The sequence below is a fragment of the Pseudomonas sp. NDM genome (assembly GCF_003105095.1).
In the GTDB taxonomy this organism is placed as follows: domain Bacteria; phylum Pseudomonadota; class Gammaproteobacteria; order Pseudomonadales; family Pseudomonadaceae; genus Aquipseudomonas; species Aquipseudomonas moraviensis_A.
In genome coordinates, this window is sequence record NZ_QETJ01000042.1 from 21790 (window position 1) to 35827 (window position 14038).

The 14038-nt window shown below is 59.0% G+C and carries 18 protein-coding genes; 12 read left to right on the forward strand and 6 right to left on the reverse strand.

Translation table 11 applies throughout. The features are described from left to right. Nucleotides 1-24 precede the first annotated feature (24 nt). On the forward strand, nucleotides 25-588 hold the full coding sequence (locus DCO47_RS11670; protein WP_064363484.1) for a helix-turn-helix domain-containing protein: 564 nt from the start codon (nucleotides 25-27) through the stop codon (nucleotides 586-588). Then, nucleotides 589-1992: an FAD/NAD(P)-binding protein gene (locus DCO47_RS11675; RefSeq protein WP_116658141.1), complete on the forward strand. Its 1404-nt coding sequence runs from the start codon at nucleotides 589-591 to the stop codon at nucleotides 1990-1992. A 184-nt stretch (nucleotides 1993-2176) separates the two neighbouring features. On the opposite strand, the gene ppnN is transcribed toward DCO47_RS11675, so the two are convergent. Continuing rightward, nucleotides 2177-3550, reverse strand: coding sequence for a nucleotide 5'-monophosphate nucleosidase PpnN (gene ppnN / locus DCO47_RS11685; protein ID WP_042606719.1), 1374 nt, complete (start codon nucleotides 3548-3550; stop codon nucleotides 2177-2179). 223 nt (nucleotides 3551-3773) lie between these two features. Here ppnN and DCO47_RS11690 point away from each other — a divergent pair, with 223 nt between their 5' ends. Beyond that, nucleotides 3774-4301, forward strand: a complete 528-nt coding sequence (locus tag DCO47_RS11690; protein WP_116658142.1) for a DUF3087 domain-containing protein — start codon at nucleotides 3774-3776, stop codon at nucleotides 4299-4301. Here the strand turns inward: DCO47_RS11690 and DCO47_RS11695 are convergent. Then, nucleotides 4298-4684, reverse strand: a complete 387-nt coding sequence (locus DCO47_RS11695; RefSeq protein WP_042606721.1) for a DUF2784 domain-containing protein — start codon at nucleotides 4682-4684, stop codon at nucleotides 4298-4300. The genes DCO47_RS11690 and DCO47_RS11695 overlap by 4 nt on opposite strands. 130 nt (nucleotides 4685-4814) lie before the next feature. On the opposite strand from DCO47_RS11695, the gene DCO47_RS27035 reads away from it, so the two are divergent. Beyond that, nucleotides 4815-4961 (forward strand): hypothetical protein, encoded by a 147-nt coding sequence (locus tag DCO47_RS27035; protein WP_165839201.1) that lies wholly within the window; start codon nucleotides 4815-4817, stop codon nucleotides 4959-4961. Between the two features lie 44 nt (nucleotides 4962-5005). Here DCO47_RS27035 and DCO47_RS11700 read toward each other — a convergent pair whose 3' ends face one another. Beyond that, nucleotides 5006-5278: a hypothetical protein gene (locus DCO47_RS11700; protein WP_042606722.1), complete on the reverse strand. Its 273-nt coding sequence runs from the start codon at nucleotides 5276-5278 to the stop codon at nucleotides 5006-5008. A gap of 406 nt (nucleotides 5279-5684) precedes the next feature. Here DCO47_RS11700 and DCO47_RS11705 point away from each other — a divergent pair, with 406 nt between their 5' ends. The 3 genes from DCO47_RS11705 (at nucleotide 5685) to DCO47_RS11715 (ending at nucleotide 8012) form a co-directional block, all read left to right on the forward strand. After that, nucleotides 5685-6632, forward strand: a complete 948-nt coding sequence (locus DCO47_RS11705) for an ABC transporter substrate-binding protein (RefSeq protein ID WP_116658143.1) — start codon at nucleotides 5685-5687, stop codon at nucleotides 6630-6632. Between the two features lie 133 nt (nucleotides 6633-6765). Beyond that, the gene (locus tag DCO47_RS11710; protein WP_116658144.1) at nucleotides 6766-7665 is read left to right on the forward strand and encodes a polysaccharide deacetylase family protein; all 900 of its coding nucleotides are present in this window, start codon (nucleotides 6766-6768) and stop codon (nucleotides 7663-7665) included. Nucleotides 7666-7769: 104 nt separating this feature from the next. Further along, nucleotides 7770-8012, forward strand: coding sequence for a DUF1652 domain-containing protein (locus DCO47_RS11715; protein WP_116658145.1), 243 nt, complete (start codon nucleotides 7770-7772; stop codon nucleotides 8010-8012). A gap of 2 nt (nucleotides 8013-8014) precedes the next feature. Here the strand turns inward: DCO47_RS11715 and DCO47_RS11720 are convergent, their stop codons facing one another. Beyond that, nucleotides 8015-8377, reverse strand: a complete 363-nt coding sequence (locus DCO47_RS11720; protein ID WP_064363477.1) for an NUDIX hydrolase — start codon at nucleotides 8375-8377, stop codon at nucleotides 8015-8017. A 219-nt stretch (nucleotides 8378-8596) separates the two neighbouring features. On the opposite strand from DCO47_RS11720, the gene DCO47_RS11725 reads away from it, so the two are divergent. Further along, the gene (locus DCO47_RS11725; RefSeq protein WP_065616154.1) at nucleotides 8597-8794 is read left to right on the forward strand and encodes a DUF2188 domain-containing protein; all 198 of its coding nucleotides are present in this window, start codon (nucleotides 8597-8599) and stop codon (nucleotides 8792-8794) included. Between the two features lie 61 nt (nucleotides 8795-8855). Here the strand turns inward: DCO47_RS11725 and DCO47_RS11730 are convergent, their stop codons facing one another. Then, nucleotides 8856-9095 carry a hypothetical protein gene (locus tag DCO47_RS11730; RefSeq protein WP_042606728.1) on the reverse strand — a complete coding sequence of 80 codons (240 nt, stop codon included), beginning with the start codon at nucleotides 9093-9095 and terminating at the stop codon, nucleotides 8856-8858. 184 nt (nucleotides 9096-9279) lie between these two features. On the opposite strand from DCO47_RS11730, the gene DCO47_RS11735 reads away from it, so the two are divergent. Then, entirely contained in the window at nucleotides 9280-9615 is a 336-nt protein-coding gene (locus tag DCO47_RS11735; RefSeq protein ID WP_064363476.1) for a hypothetical protein, read from the forward strand. 70 nt (nucleotides 9616-9685) lie between these two features. Beyond that, a complete protein-coding gene (locus DCO47_RS11740; RefSeq protein WP_371919867.1) occupies nucleotides 9686-10186 on the forward strand; it encodes a DUF6338 family protein in 501 nt (166 codons plus the stop codon). 104 nt (nucleotides 10187-10290) lie between these two features. Here DCO47_RS11740 and DCO47_RS11745 read toward each other — a convergent pair whose 3' ends face one another. Beyond that, nucleotides 10291-11190: a LysR family transcriptional regulator gene (locus tag DCO47_RS11745; RefSeq protein WP_064363475.1), complete on the reverse strand. Its 900-nt coding sequence runs from the start codon at nucleotides 11188-11190 to the stop codon at nucleotides 10291-10293. 119 nt (nucleotides 11191-11309) lie between these two features. Here DCO47_RS11745 and DCO47_RS11750 point away from each other — a divergent pair, with 119 nt between their 5' ends. Both DCO47_RS11750 and DCO47_RS11755 read left to right on the forward strand, forming a co-directional pair. Beyond that, nucleotides 11310-12677, forward strand: a complete 1368-nt coding sequence (locus DCO47_RS11750) for an MFS transporter (RefSeq protein WP_116658146.1) — start codon at nucleotides 11310-11312, stop codon at nucleotides 12675-12677. A gap of 30 nt (nucleotides 12678-12707) precedes the next feature. Then, nucleotides 12708-13982 (forward strand): glucarate dehydratase family protein, encoded by a 1275-nt coding sequence (locus DCO47_RS11755; RefSeq protein WP_083352558.1) that lies wholly within the window; start codon nucleotides 12708-12710, stop codon nucleotides 13980-13982. Nucleotides 13983-14038: the final 56 nt, after the last annotated feature.

A 14038-nucleotide genomic window follows, 5' to 3' on the forward strand; every position in this document is an offset into this window, starting at 1 on the left:
CAACCCCACCGAGTGAGCAATATAGTGCACAAAGATTCGACTCAGCGAGCCTCCGTCCTGCAACACGTCAGCCAGAATGTCCGACGTCTGCGCCATGCTGCGGACATGAGCCAGGCCGCACTGGCGGAAAAATCCGGGGTGAGCCGACGCATGCTGGTGGCGATCGAGGCCGGCGAGAAGAATGTCAGCCTGACCACGCTTGATCGCGTCGCCGAAGCGCTGGACGTGGCCTTCAGCGATCTGATTCAAGCCCCCGATGCGCGCGACCCGAGCCGGATCAACGAGGTTGCCTGGGCGGGCGCGATTACCGGCAGCAGGGCCGTGCTACTGTCCAAGGCCACCGCGACCCGCGAAGTCGAGCAATGGGAGTGGTGTCTGCAACCGGGCGAGGTCTACCCGTCGCAACCAGACGCCGATGGCTGGAGCGAGCAAATCTACGTATTCGAAGGCTGTTTGACGCTGATGCTCGGCGATCAGCCGCAGCTCATCAATAAAGGAGAGTTTTTCATGTTCGCCAGCAATCAGCCGCATTCTTATCGCAACGATGGCGAAGTCGCAGCGTGGTTCGTGCGTAATGTGGTGATCTGAATGGAGCAGCCTGCGGACATTCTGATCATCGGCGGCGGGCTCAGCGGCACGATGCTGGCGGTGCAATTGTTACGTCTGCCTGGACGACGAAGAATTTTGATCATCGAGTCGCGTACTGAACTGGGGCGGGGTGAGGCCTACAGCGCTGTCGAGTTGGGGCATACGCTTAACGGCAATGCTGCGCGGATGAGCGTCGACCCGGATAATCCTGATGATCTGACGCAGTGGTTGAGCGCACATATTGCTGCTGGCGGCTGGCCGGAGTCGGCTGAGCAGGATGTGCCGGTCAGTGACCTGTTTCCACCTCGTGGGCTGTTCGGTGTCTATGTACAGCACCGGCTTGCAGAAGCCAGGGAAGTGGGTGCGCTGCAAGGTTCGACTGTCGAACACATCTGTGCCGAGGCCGTCGACCTGCAAGTTGATCCCGCTTCAGTGAAGCTCACCTTGAGCGATGGTCAGCTTTTGCAGGGTTCCCGCGCCGTCCTGGCCACCGGCATGTTCCCCGCCGCGCGCACGCCGCAGACGCAATCCACTGGGCTCAATGCCGCCGCCCTCGATCCTTGGGATGTGGCGGCCATGCGCGATCTCGATCCGCAATCCACCGTACTGATCATCGGCTCCGGTCTGACCATGGTCGATGCCGTGGTGTCGCTGGAGCAAGCCGGGCATCGCGGGCCGATCGAGGTGTTTTCACGGCATGGGTTGCTGCCCCATGTTCGTCGGCAACCGCCAGCCTGGGTGGATTTTCTGGCGCAGGATCACAGCATCCGTACGCCGCGCCAGTTGTTGCGCGAACTGCGTCGGCACTGTCGCGATGCCATCGCCCAAGGCATCGATTGGCAGGCACCACTGGATACGGTTCGCGCGCATATTGGACGGCTGTGGAGTCAGGCGACTGACGTGCAGCGTCGACAATTCGTACGGCATGTACGGCCGTGGTGGGAGAGCCATCACCATCGCTCGCCGCCGCTGAGTGCCGAGTTGATCGAGCGGCTGAGTAAGGCAGGGCGCTTGCGCATTCATGCCGCTTCGTTCAAGGGGCTTGAGCCGGGCAGTGGCGATGCTGTGGCCATTCGCATCCGTCCTCGCGGTGAGACTGAAACACGCGTCGTGAGCGGTGCGGCGCTGATCAACTCCAGCGGCATCGAATACGACTGGCGGCGGGTTGCTCGGCCGTTGCCGCAGCAGTTGCTGGCGCGGGGACTGGTGCAGGCGGGGCCGTTGGCGCTGGGGATCGCCGCTGTGGACGGCGCAGTGCTGGATGCCGATGGGCGCGTGAGTGCTCAGCTGTTTGCCATGGGCCCGCCGTTGCGCGGGATGTGGTGGGAGAGTACGGCGGTGACGGATGTCGCGGCGCAGGCTAAAGCGTTGGCTCAGCGGTTGGTGGATAGCCTGAGAGATTGATGCGTTCCCTCTGGCTCGCCCCTACAGGATATTGAGGTTGTGAAAACAATTTGCGCCACACCGCAGCCCCTGTAGGAGTGAGCCTGCTCGCGATAACGATCTATCAGTCACTTTTGATATTGACTGAACCACCGCGATCGCGAGCAGGCTCACTCCTACATTCGTTGCGTGGTGCCTGAAGGTATTACGCAACCACCCGATAGCACGGCACATACGCCGCACCACCCGGCAACTTCATCCGGTGCTGGGCGACGAAGGCTTTCAGTAGTGCATCCAGCGGCTGCATGATCGCCGCATCACCGCGGATCTGATACGGCCCGTGTTCTTCGATCAGGCGAATTCCCTTGTCCTTGACGTTGCCGGCGACGATGCCGGAAAACGCCCGACGCAAATTGGCCGCCAGTTCATGCGGTGGCTGGTCGCGGTGCAGTTTGAGATTGGCCATGTTTTCGTGAGTCGGATCGAACGGACGCTGGAAGCCCTCGTCGATCTTCAACAGCCAGTTGAAATGAAACGCATCGTTCCGCTCGCGGCGGAACTGCTTCACCGCTTTCAGTCCCTGGGTCATCTGCCGCGCCACTTCGGCCGGGTCATCGATGATGATCTCGTAATGCTGCTTCGCCGCTTCGCCGAGTGTTGCGACGACGAACGCATCCAGTTGCTCAAGATACGGCGCGGCATGCTTCGGCCCGGTGAGGATCACCGGGAATGGCAGACCTTCGTTGCCCGGGTGCATCAGGATACCGAGCAGGTAGAGGAACTCCTCGGCAGTACCGGCGCCCCCCGGGAAAATGATGATGCCGTGGCCAACACGGACAAAGGCTTCCAGACGCTTTTCGATGTCCGGCAGGATCACCAGCTCATTGACGATCGGGTTTGGCGCTTCGGCAGCGATGATGCCCGGCTCGGTCAGGCCGAGGTAGCGACCGCCGTGAATGCGCTGTTTGGCATGGGCGATGGTTGCGCCCTTCATCGGGCCTTTCATTACGCCCGGGCCGCAACCGGTGCAGATGTCGAGGCTGCGCAGGCCCAGTTCGTGGCCGACTTTCTTGGTGTATTTGTACTCTTCGGTGTTGATCGAGTGGCCACCCCAGCACACCACGATTTTCGGCTCGACGCCCGGGCGCAGGGTGCGCGCGTTGCGCAGCAGGTGGAATACATAGTCACTGATGCCCTGGGAATTGCTCAGATCGATGCGCTGGCTGTCGAGTTCGTTCTCGGTGTAGACGATGTCGCGCAGGGCGCTGAAGAGCATCTCGCGGGTACTGGCGATCATCTCGCCGTCGACGAACGCGTCGGCCGGAGCGTTCAGCAGCTCCAGGCGCACGCCGCGATCCTGTTGGTGAATACGGATTTCGAAGTCTTTGTAGGCTTCGAGAATGGTCTTGGCATTGTCGACATGCGCGCCGGTGTTGAGGATGGCCAGCGCGCACTGGCGGAAGAGGGTGTAGGTGCTGCCGGATCCGGCTTCGCTCAGTTGTTGGACTTCACGTTGAGAAAGGGTTTCCAGACTGCCTTTCGGGCTGACCGAGGCATTGATTACGTGTCGTTGGGTCATGCAGTGATCCTTAAAACGATGCCATCCGTAACGCAGCGGCGGGCATCCGAATAGTGTGTATCCATGAATGAAGATGGCACGATCTGCGCTGTACCGCCATGTCCCCGTTGGACGCTGAAAAGATGAAAAGGAGCCCCAGCATAGCTAAAACCCGCTGGGATGCGATAATGCGCCGGCGAGTTTTTTCCGTTGCGCCTTTTGTCACTCAGGGAAGTCATTTTCGATGTTCGAGATTCAGCCGATGGACCCCGCTACCTTTCGCCAGCAGACCCGCCGCAGCACAGTCATCATCGCGGTGCTGTTCCTGCTGCTGGCGATGCTGTTTTCGTCGGTCGCGGTGGCAGTGTTCGGTGAGCCCGATGGGGATAATCTGCGCTTCAATGTTGGCGGCGTGTTCGTGGCGTTTCTGCTGACGGCAGCGCTGTTGCGCGGACGTTTCTGGCATCAGACCTGGATGGCACCAGCCGTGTATGGCTGGCGCCTCAAGCGCAACCTGATGAGCATCACCAACGTGATGCATCAGGTCACAGCGGCGGTGCAAAACAACGATGCGACGGCGATGAAGGTGTTGCGTTTCTACCACTTGGGATTGCTGCAGATGCACGAGCTGGACGGCAACTCCAGTGATCACGGCCAATTGCGTGACGAAGTCGAACAGCATAAGGCGCGGATGCAGGCGCAGGGCCTTGATCCACACCAGCCACGCTTCGACCCGCAATGGCTGGAGACATTGAAACCGGCCTCGCGTTAAAACGGAATGCGCCGGGCGCGGCGCAGTTTCCATGAGCGCAGCAGGCGCGCGTAGACGATCAGGTTGATCGCCAGTACCACGCTGCCGAGCGCCAGTTGAATCTGCGGGGTCAGACCTGCCGGGTAGATGATCGGCCAGATGTAATGCTCGATGAAGCCGCCGGCGTATTCGGTCTGCCCGGCCGCGTGGCGCATCAGGTTTTCCCAGTAGGTCAGCGGGCAGGTCAGGTGCAACACCTCGACCGCCACGCCCCAGGCTGCCGCTGGCAGGTGCAGCCACATCAGCCGTGGCCAGCGCAGCACCAACAGCCCGCCGAGCAGGACGAAGAGGATGAAACTCAAGTGAAACAGCACCAGCCCGTCGGCGGCGATTCGGTACAGCATGGCGTCTTCCTGACGTGAAGATGAATGGCGCTATGGTACGCCGCGCGAGACAAAATTCCTTGGTGAATTCGGATCAGGAAAAGTGTTCTACCCTTTAACAATGATCAACTTGTTCAGAGGTGAGATGCACATGGCGAACGAGCAAACGCGTCCCGATGAAGATGAGCCGACAGAGGCCGAGATCGAGCGGCAGAAGAGAAGGGAGGAGAAAACCTGGAAGCATGATGACAGCCGCGAGCTGTCGGAGCGCGATCAGGAGCGTCCTCTGAAGCCTTGAATGACGCATACGAAGAGCCCCGCATCAGCGGGGCTCTTCGCGTTTCAGAGGTCTTCCAGCTGCGTGAAGTCCGGGTATGTCGCTCGATACCCCAACGTTCGATCGATCCACGCATTGAGCTCATTGACCATCACCGGCGGATGGCCGGGGTAACCCTCGAGGGTGCTGCGCAAGGTGCGTTCGATGTCGGGCACGCTGTGCAGGTTTCGGGTCTTGATGTAATGGCCGATAAAACAGTCGAGTTCCAGGCGTTCTGTCTTGGACAGATGGACACACTTCAGGCCGCTGACCTGTTTGATTGCAAAATCGTCGCTCACTTATTTCTCTGCAAGGCTTGAAAGTTGTTGATGGATTCCTGATCTCTTTGACTCTTTGGTCAACTGGTATACCAATCGGAAAGGCGGCGCGCATGCTATCCGCAGCGCGAGAAAATGTATGTATGACAGTCGAAATGTCAGACAGGCGGTTGATTCGCTCAAACGGCTGTTTTATCGAGGCTGTTTCGCGGTTGAAACACTTTTTGTAACGCTGAGGAATCAATGCAAGGCATGTGCGGATAACGCGCCGAATCGGCAGATATTTAGTCGATCCATCGTTCAACTGCTCGCCCGCCAATCTGCCTTGACGGTGCGCAATACCGTGATTACGTTATGCAAAATTAGAATTTAAAAATTGAATTCAAGAGCGTTATGGTCTATGCAAATCTCATTTGCAGGACTCGCCATGAAGCTGTCTCGTTTCCTACGCCGCTCGCTGACCATTGCCTTGTTGACCTCGCCACTGGCCTACGCCGCGGAGCCTATAGTCCTGCACGTCGGCGATCAGAACTACTACAACGTCCGTGCTTCGGTCGAAGCCTCAGGTGTTTTGAAAGACGCGCCTTACACAGTCGACTGGAAACACTTCCAGGCTGCCGCGCCGCTCGCTGAAGCGTTGCAAACCGGCTCGCTGGATCTGGGTTTTCTCGGCGATTCCGGTTTCCTTTTCCTTGCTGCCAAACAGGCACCAGTGAAACTGATTGGCGTATCGCGGCAGAACCCCGACACCATTGCCTTACTGGTGCCCAAGGATTCGCCGGTGAAAACCATCGCCGACCTCAAGGGAAAAAAAGTCGCTTACTGGCCCGGAGCCTGGAGCCAGCAACTGACCTTGCGCGCTCTGGAGCAGGGTGGTCTGCCGGAAAACTACGTCGACTTCGTCAAGCTGATGCCGATCGACGCGGCCGCCGCTTTGCCGCAGGGCAGCATCGACGCCTTTCCGGTGTGGGAACCGTATATCTCGCAACAGATCTTGTTCTCTGGCGCTCGGCCGATCCTGACGGCGAAAAACCTGATGCCAGGGCTGAGCGCCATCGCGGCTTCGACTCCCTCGATCGACAGCAAGCGTGCGGCGATTGCCGATTTTCTCGGACGATTGAAACAAGCGCGAGCCTGGGTTGATCACCATACCGACGAGTACGCTGACCTCTGGGCAAAAAAGGCCAACCTCGATCAGATGGTCTCGCGGCATTGGTTGCGCCAGGCGCACATGAGCGTCGGACCGGTGGATCAGCAGGCGGCAGCGGATCTGCAGAGCACGGCGGACTTCCTGTTCAAAGTCAAAGCACTGCCCGCACCGCTGGCGACGGCAGGCATCATCGACACTTCGTTTCAACAAGCCTTGACTCACTGAAAACCAGCATCGGAACCAAACCCTGTGTACCTTATCCAACCTGCGCTCGCTGGCAGCAGCGCAGGAAAGGACAAGGGCGAGGGAGTTTTGCCATTGGACAACACGACGGCTATCGCCGGACTCAGGGCGAAACATGACTTCCGGATGCAAACTTCTCTGTGCTGCGCTCGTCGCGTTCGGTCTGGCCGGCTGCATCGCCGCGCCGGTCGAAATGACCGCGCAAACCGAAACCCGCCTGCAGTCCCGGGCACCCGTACGTTTTCTCCTGACGTTCGATGATGGCCCCAGCGCTTCAGGTTTGTGGAATCCCACGGCCACGGTGCTCGACAGCCTCAAAAGCAACCCCGTACAGGCAAACATCAAAGCCGTGTTTTTCGTGCAGACCCGGGCGCCTCGGGCAGGTGACAGCGAGATCGGTCGCAGCTTGATGCGTCGTGAACACGCCGAGGGGCATATTTTGGCCTTTCACACCGCGACTCACTGGCACACCAACCATCGCTCGCTTGATCCGCAAGAACTGGAGCAGTCGCTGACCGAGGGCAGCGCCGACATCGCAACTATCACTGGAGCGCCGCCCAAGCTGTTGCGCCCGCCATTCTGGAACTATGACAAACGCACATTCGCGGCCTACCAGAAGCACGCCTTGCACGTTTTGCTCACGGATGTGAGCGCCAATGACGGCAAGGTCTGGGGCTTCAATGCCAGTCCCCGGCGTCGCGCGAATATGCTGCGGCAGTTGTCCGAAGTGCGCGAACGCATCGCCGTTGGTCAATTGCCGACGGTGGACGGTGTGATTCCGGTGGTGGTGACGTTCCATGATCTCAATCGCTACACGGCGCGCCACACCCGAGAATATCTGCAGATTCTGCTCGATAGCGCGGCGGCAACCGGCGTTAGACTGGCGGACAAGCCGTTCTACGACGATCAGGCCGCGCTGGAAAAAGCTGCGCTGGCGCGCACTGTCCAGCAAAGCGCTGAACCGGTGAATCTGCCCGGAATGTGGAACTGGATCTGGGATCACGACGCACATTGAGTGGCGTAAGTAATCTGTGATCGGCTTGGCATTTTCGGGCCGGGCAATGAACACTTCCTGCATCTATGCTCGTTGGATCGATTCCGCCTGCGAGGCGTCCGTCCATGCTTGCCATTGCCGATATTTGTCGCATCGTCGAGTCAGGCTTCCCTAACTACAAATGTGATTGCGCGCCAACGGCGCAGGGGTTGTTGCGCATCGAGGTGTATGAGCCGGGCAGCGGGCGTATTGATCTGTTGCTGGATGGCGTTTCTCCCGAACATCTGGTGACCATCCGGGACATTTCCAATTTCATCGGTGAGTTGCGCACTGAAATGAACGCGGGACGCCGGGCTTTCGCCGGCTGACTTTATAACCGCCGTTGAAAGGCCTGCACGATGCGCCGCGTGGCGTCGTTGGTTTCGAGATTGTGCACGGCATCGAGCGGAAACCAGATGCAATCGACGATTTCGTTCTGCGGGCGGACATCGTCGATGTTGACCACTGAGGCCTCGTAAACGTGATGCCGCGTGCTACCGGACTGCAGGTCCATCAAGTACAGCACTTCGTCGGCATTCAGCCCGGTTTCTTCCTGCAACTCGCGCACGGCAGCGGCCGCGCGGGTTTCCCCGCGCTCGACCTTGCCGCCGGGCAATGACCACGGATGACGGGGTTTGCGCACGAGGAGGATGTGACGATCCTGCTCGCAGATGACGGTAGCGCGTACTTTCATGGATGCCTTGCCGGGTAATGTCATAAAAATGTAATCAAACTGCAATATTCGAGCCGTGCGCGGGTTTAAAGGTTCCCGTTTAATTGGGAGCCTTCTGCATGTGGAAAAGTGCCGGCCTATTGACAGTAAGGGACGCGACATCCGGTTTACACCGCAGCGGGGACCCGGTGTAAGGTGAACACGTACACCGAAAACACCGTTGGCAAAAAGGAGGTGCTCATGAGCATTCCAATGCTGAACAAGCTGCACATGAACGGTTATGACGTGCTCAGCGTGAACAACGGCCCCTGGCGGGTCTGCACGCAGGGCGATCGATTGGCGTCATTCACCAGCAGGGAGGAGGCGATGGCCTATGCGGCGGCGCTTCCCGGCTATAAAAAACGCTCCAGGCCGGTGCAGAGTCACAAAGTCGGTTGACATGTAGTCATGAAGCCCCGGTTGCGACCGGGGCTTTTTTGTTGAAGCAGGCGCATCGGCGTCAGTGGATTTTGGATCGGCTGATGGTCCGGGCTTTTACCTCCTTGGCATAACCTTGCAATCTTTCCTCGTCGCTTTGCAGGATTTCGCAAGAGCGCAAAACGGTCTGGGCGTCTGCCTCGTTACCCGATTTGCGCAGCTGTTCAGCGATGCGCTTGAGGTCGACTGCCGACCATCTCAGGTCGGACGCCACGCTTTGCAGATCCCGTTGAAGTTCGTGTTCGTATTCATTGAGCCGCATGATCACCTCCAGAACATTCTCGGTAGAAAAGAGTAGCCGCATTTTTCCAGATGCAACCGGGTCATCTGACGCTCGGCTGCACCGATGTAAAAAATTGTCCGATCGCCGATAACGGCGGGGTGCCACGATGGATGTGCACGCGGTTAAACGGTACATTCGCTTTTTTTCAGATCAGGTAAACAGCATGCGCGTATGGATCGGCACTTTGGCATTGGCCCTGTTGACGGGTTGCTCGTTACCAGCATCGTTGGTGCCGGGCGAGCCAAACCTCAGCAAGACCAGTGACAAGCCTCCCAGAGAATATGCGGCATGTTTGTTACCGTTGTGGCAGAAGGACGTCGCCAAGACTGCGCAGACGTCGATTTCCAACGGCTATCGAATTACCGCGCCGAGCATTATCACGGCGGATGAGATTCTCGATATCGTCAAGTACAAGGACGGCAGCAAAGTGTCCCTTTACCAAGGGCCGCCATGGGCCAAGTCCGGGTCGCTGCGCCAATCGGTGCGTGACTGCCTGTAGCCACGCCTCTGATTCACAGCAAAGGCAGACACCGAATCCCCGGTGTCTGCCTTTTTTCCTGGATGGAGATTTGATTCAGGGCGCGGTGTTGGCGGTGGGCAATCTCTGTCTGTGGATCGGCTCGAAGGGGTTTTCATTAGGACGCTGGGATGATCGGGCGCAAACGCTCTGGGCATTTGTGTTTTCGCTGATGCTGGGATTGTTTGCCTGTTACCTGGCTACGAATGAGAAATTGCATGGCTGGTTACGCCGGCGAAACGTCACGAAACAATCTTCTTATCCGAGTGAATGGTTCTGCGCTTTTTCCCAATATGAGCGCTTCATAACCCTGCATTTAAATGACGAAAGGCGCGTATTAGGCTGGCCCGTCGAGTGGCCACGCGAATCATCCAATGGTCAGTTCGTGATGAAATACCCGCGTTGGCTCAGCGATGATGGCCAACCGGCACCTATTGGCGCCGAGTTTTTATTGATAGATTCCGCGAAAGTCAAATGGGTTGAGTTCAGCCCAACATCAGAGGGATCAGCATGCCAACTGCCAGAGCACCACAACCCATGCCAAAGCATTTAGAGCGACTCTTTGTCGGGCCGGACGGGAAAATGCTTGAAGTGCCCTTGATCAAGGGGCCCAGTGCGCCGCCGCCTCTGAAACCCCGGCCTACACGATAAGCTTCCTCAGCCCCAACCCTCCACCACCGCCCGGCGAATCGCCTCCAGCAACATCGCGAACGCCGGGTTGTCATTGTTCTCCCGCCAGATCAGATGCAGCTCGCTCTGCACCCCTTCGCCGAGATCGATCTCGCGAAACACCACATTCCTGAACACCACGCTGGTCGCGCAACGCGGTACCAGTGCCAGACCCATGCCGGCGTTGACCAGCGCCAGAATCGTCAGCGAAGACCCCAGCCATTGCACGTAATCCGGTGCCACCCGCGCTGAACGCAGCGTACCGGTCAACAGTTCGTTGAACGGCGGATAAGCTTCATGGGAGTACATCAGGAACGGTTGTTTATCCAGATCAGCGACTGACACTTCAGCCGCGTTTGCCAGCCGATGCCCGCTCGGTACCGCCAGCACGAACGGCTCGCGCACCAGGCATTCGGTGGCATAGCCCGGTTCCTGCAATGGCGCCCGGGCGATGCCCAAGTCGATACGGCGAGCCCTCAACGCCTCGTGTTGCTGATAGGTGTTCATCTCTGCCAGATCGATTTTTACCTGGGGCTGCTTGAGTCGCGCTTCGGCGATCACCTTGGGTAGAAACTCATACACCGCGCTGCCGACGAACGCGATGTTCACCGTACCGATATCGCCCTCGGCAAACCGGCGTGCGGTGACCGCCGCTTGCTGTGCGCGCTCCAGCAGATTCTGCGCTTCAACGAAAAACGCCCGGCCCGCCGCCGTCAGCGCAACGCTGCGGGTGCTGCGGGTGAACAGCTCGACGCCAAGGTGATGTTCGAGCAATTGAATCTGCCGACTCAGCGGCGGCTGGGTCATGTTCAGGCGTTCGGCGGCGCGGCGGAAGTTGAGTTCCGTGGCGACCGTGGTGAAACAGCGCAGTTGGGTGAGTTCGAACATTGATCTAATCCGGGTATCAATCGAATGCCAGTTTAGATTAGACGGGATCAATGCGCGGCGTCCATGATCGGCTCATCGCTTCAAGCCATCCCTAAAAAAACAAGATCGGGAGTCGCCCCTTGAAAACCCTCCAGAATTCGCTGGACATCACGGTGCTTGCCCGCGCCGCCGCCAAGGTCAAGCGCCATGTGCTGCCGCTGTTCGTAGTGATGTTCATCGTCAATTACATCGACCGGGTCAACATCGGTTTCGTGCGCAGCCATCTGGAGACCGATCTGGGCATCGGCGCGGCGGCTTATGGATTGGGTGCCGGTCTGTTTTTTATCGGTTACGCATTGTTCGAAGTGCCATCGAACATGTTGTTGCAGCGCTACGGCGCGCGGGTCTGGCTGACCCGGATCATGTTCACCTGGGGCGCTGCGGCCATGGCCATGGCATTTGTCCAGGGTGAAACCAGTTTCTATGTACTGCGCTTTATCCTTGGCGCGGCGGAGGCCGGGTTCTTCCCGGGCATCATTTACTACTTCACCCAGTGGCTGCCGGCGTCCGAGCGCGGCAAAACCATGGCGGTGTTTCTCAGCGGCTCGGCAATTGCCTCGGTGATTTCCGGCCCGGTCTCCGGTGCGCTGCTGCATATCAGCGGCTTGGGCATGCACGGCTGGCAGTGGATGTTTTTGATCGAAGGCGCGGCCTCAGTGGTCTTGTGCGCATTCGTCTGGTTCTGGCTGCAATCGCATCCGCGGCAAGCGAAATGGCTCAGCGAGGAAGAGCGAGACGCGCTGGTCGCGGCGATTGCCGAGGAACAGCGCGCCCGCGAAGCGGTACAAGTCGCCAAGCCGTCGATGTTCAAGCTGCTGGCCGACCGGCAGATCGCGCTGTTCTGCTTCATCTATTTCTCCATTGCCCTGACCATCTATGGCGCGACGTTCTGGCTGCCAAGCATGATCAAGAAGATGGGCAACCTCGGAGATTTCCAGGTCGGGCTGCTTAATTCGATTCCCTGGATTATTTCGATTGTCGCCATGTACGGCTTTGCAGCGATGGCCGGCAAGTGGAAATTCCAACAGGCCTGGGTCGCGCTGACCCTGGTGATCGCGGCCATCGGCATGTTCATGTCGACCACGGGCGGGCCGGTGTTTGCTTTCGTCGCCATCTGTTTCGCGGCCATCGGCTTCAAAGCGGCGTCGGCGCTGTTCTGGCCGATCCCGCAAAGCTATCTGGATGCACGCATCGCTGCGGCGGTGATCGCGCTGATCAACTCCATTGGCAACCTTGGCGGCTTTGTCGCGCCGACCGCGTTCGGCATTCTCGAACAAACCACCGGCTCCATCGAAGGCGGCCTGTATGGCCTGGCAGCGACATCGCTGGTCGCCGCCGTGGTGATCTTCTTCGCCCGCACAGCGCCCGGTGCCAAAGGCCAAATCCCGGCAAAGCCAAGTGACGAAGCCGCCGTTGTGGCGCCGGTTCGTCCGGCTGCGAGCCACTGAATCGATTGTTGATCTGTCAGGAGCGTCATCTTGAAAATCACCCGTGTCAGCGTCACCCCGATTGCCTTCCGCGATCCGCCACTGCTCAACGCCAGTGGCATCCACGAACCTTTTGCCTTGCGCTCGATCATCGAGATCGAGAGTGACAACGGCTACATCGGCCTCGGCGAAAGCTACGGCGATGCCCCGGCGCTGGCGATCCAGCAACAATTGCAGAGTCAGTTGATCGGCCTTGATCCGTTCAATCTCAATCAATTGCGCGCGATCGTGCAGGCCACCGTGGCGGCGAATAAACCCGCAAGCATCGCTGGCGCCGAACTGGCGCCCGGTTCCCACGCCAGCAAAGCGGTGAGTAATGCCTACTCGGCATTCGAAGTGGCGTTTCTCGATTTGCAGGCGCACTACCTGAATGTGCCGCTGGTGGACCTGCTCGGCGGGGCGATCCGCGAGGAAGTGCCGTTTAGCGCCTACCTGTTTTTCAAATACGCCGAGCATATCGACTCGCCTTACAAGCCGGACAACTGGGGCGAGGCGCTGAACGAGCAGCAGATCGTCGCGCAGGCCGCGCGGATGATCGAGGCGTACGGATTCAAGAGCATCAAGCTCAAGGCTGGCACCTTGCCGCCGGAGCATGAAGTGGCGTGCATCAAGGCGCTGAAAAAAGCCTTTCCGGGATTTCCGCTGCGCATCGACCCAAACGGCAACTGGTCGCTGGAGACGGCGATTCGCATGGCCGAACTACTCGGCGATGATCTGCAGTATTACGAAGACCCGACCCCCGGCCTTGATGGCATGGCCGAATTGCACAAGCGCACCGGTCTGCCCCTGGCGACCAATATGGTGGTCACCGATTTCGACGAGTTCCGCCGCAGCGTTGCGCAGAACAGTGTGCAGATCGTCCTTGCCGACCACCATTACTGGGGTGGTCTGCGTGATACGCAGACGCTGGCGAAAATGTGCGAGGTATTCGGGCTCGGCGTGTCGATGCATTCCAACTCGCACCTGGGCATCAGCCTGATGGCCATGGCGCACGTCGCGGCGGCGGTGCCGAATCTGGATTACGCCTGTGACACTCACTACCCGTGGCAGGAGCCGGACGAGGAAGTGATCAAGGGCGGCAAGCTACCGATCGTCGATGGCTGCGTGAAGATCACCAGGGCGCCCGGGCTGGGGCTGGAACTGGATCATGAGCAACTGGGCAAGCTGCATGATCAGTACCTGACCTGCGGGATTCGCCAGAGGGATGATGTGCGGCAGATGCAGCGGTACAAGGCGGATTGGCGGGCGGTGAAGCCCCGATTCTGAGGTGTCTGATTTGGCGCTATCGCGAGCAGGCTCACTCCTACAGTTTGAAATGCGCT

Excerpts from the sequence above, each read along its gene's own strand:
- DCO47_RS11675 (WP_116658141.1), top strand. The coding sequence starts at position 589 with ATGGAGCAGCCTGCGGACATTCTGATCATCGGCGGCGGGCTCAGCGGC.
- ppnN (WP_042606719.1), bottom strand. The coding sequence starts at position 3,550 with ATGACCCAACGACACGTAATCAATGCCTCGGTCAGCCCGAAAGGCAGT.
- DCO47_RS11690 (WP_116658142.1), top strand. The coding sequence starts at position 3,774 with ATGTTCGAGATTCAGCCGATGGACCCCGCTACCTTTCGCCAGCAGACC.
- DCO47_RS11695 (WP_042606721.1), bottom strand. The coding sequence starts at position 4,684 with ATGCTGTACCGAATCGCCGCCGACGGGCTGGTGCTGTTTCACTTGAGT.
- DCO47_RS27035 (WP_165839201.1), top strand. The coding sequence starts at position 4,815 with ATGGCGAACGAGCAAACGCGTCCCGATGAAGATGAGCCGACAGAGGCC.
- DCO47_RS11705 (WP_116658143.1), top strand. The coding sequence starts at position 5,685 with ATGAAGCTGTCTCGTTTCCTACGCCGCTCGCTGACCATTGCCTTGTTG.
- DCO47_RS11710 (WP_116658144.1), top strand. The coding sequence starts at position 6,766 with ATGACTTCCGGATGCAAACTTCTCTGTGCTGCGCTCGTCGCGTTCGGT.
- DCO47_RS11715 (WP_116658145.1), top strand. The coding sequence starts at position 7,770 with ATGCTTGCCATTGCCGATATTTGTCGCATCGTCGAGTCAGGCTTCCCT.
- DCO47_RS11720 (WP_064363477.1), bottom strand. The coding sequence starts at position 8,377 with ATGAAAGTACGCGCTACCGTCATCTGCGAGCAGGATCGTCACATCCTC.
- DCO47_RS11725 (WP_065616154.1), top strand. The coding sequence starts at position 8,597 with ATGAGCATTCCAATGCTGAACAAGCTGCACATGAACGGTTATGACGTG.
- DCO47_RS11730 (WP_042606728.1), bottom strand. The coding sequence starts at position 9,095 with ATGCGGCTCAATGAATACGAACACGAACTTCAACGGGATCTGCAAAGC.
- DCO47_RS11735 (WP_064363476.1), top strand. The coding sequence starts at position 9,280 with ATGCGCGTATGGATCGGCACTTTGGCATTGGCCCTGTTGACGGGTTGC.
- DCO47_RS11745 (WP_064363475.1), bottom strand. The coding sequence starts at position 11,190 with ATGTTCGAACTCACCCAACTGCGCTGTTTCACCACGGTCGCCACGGAA.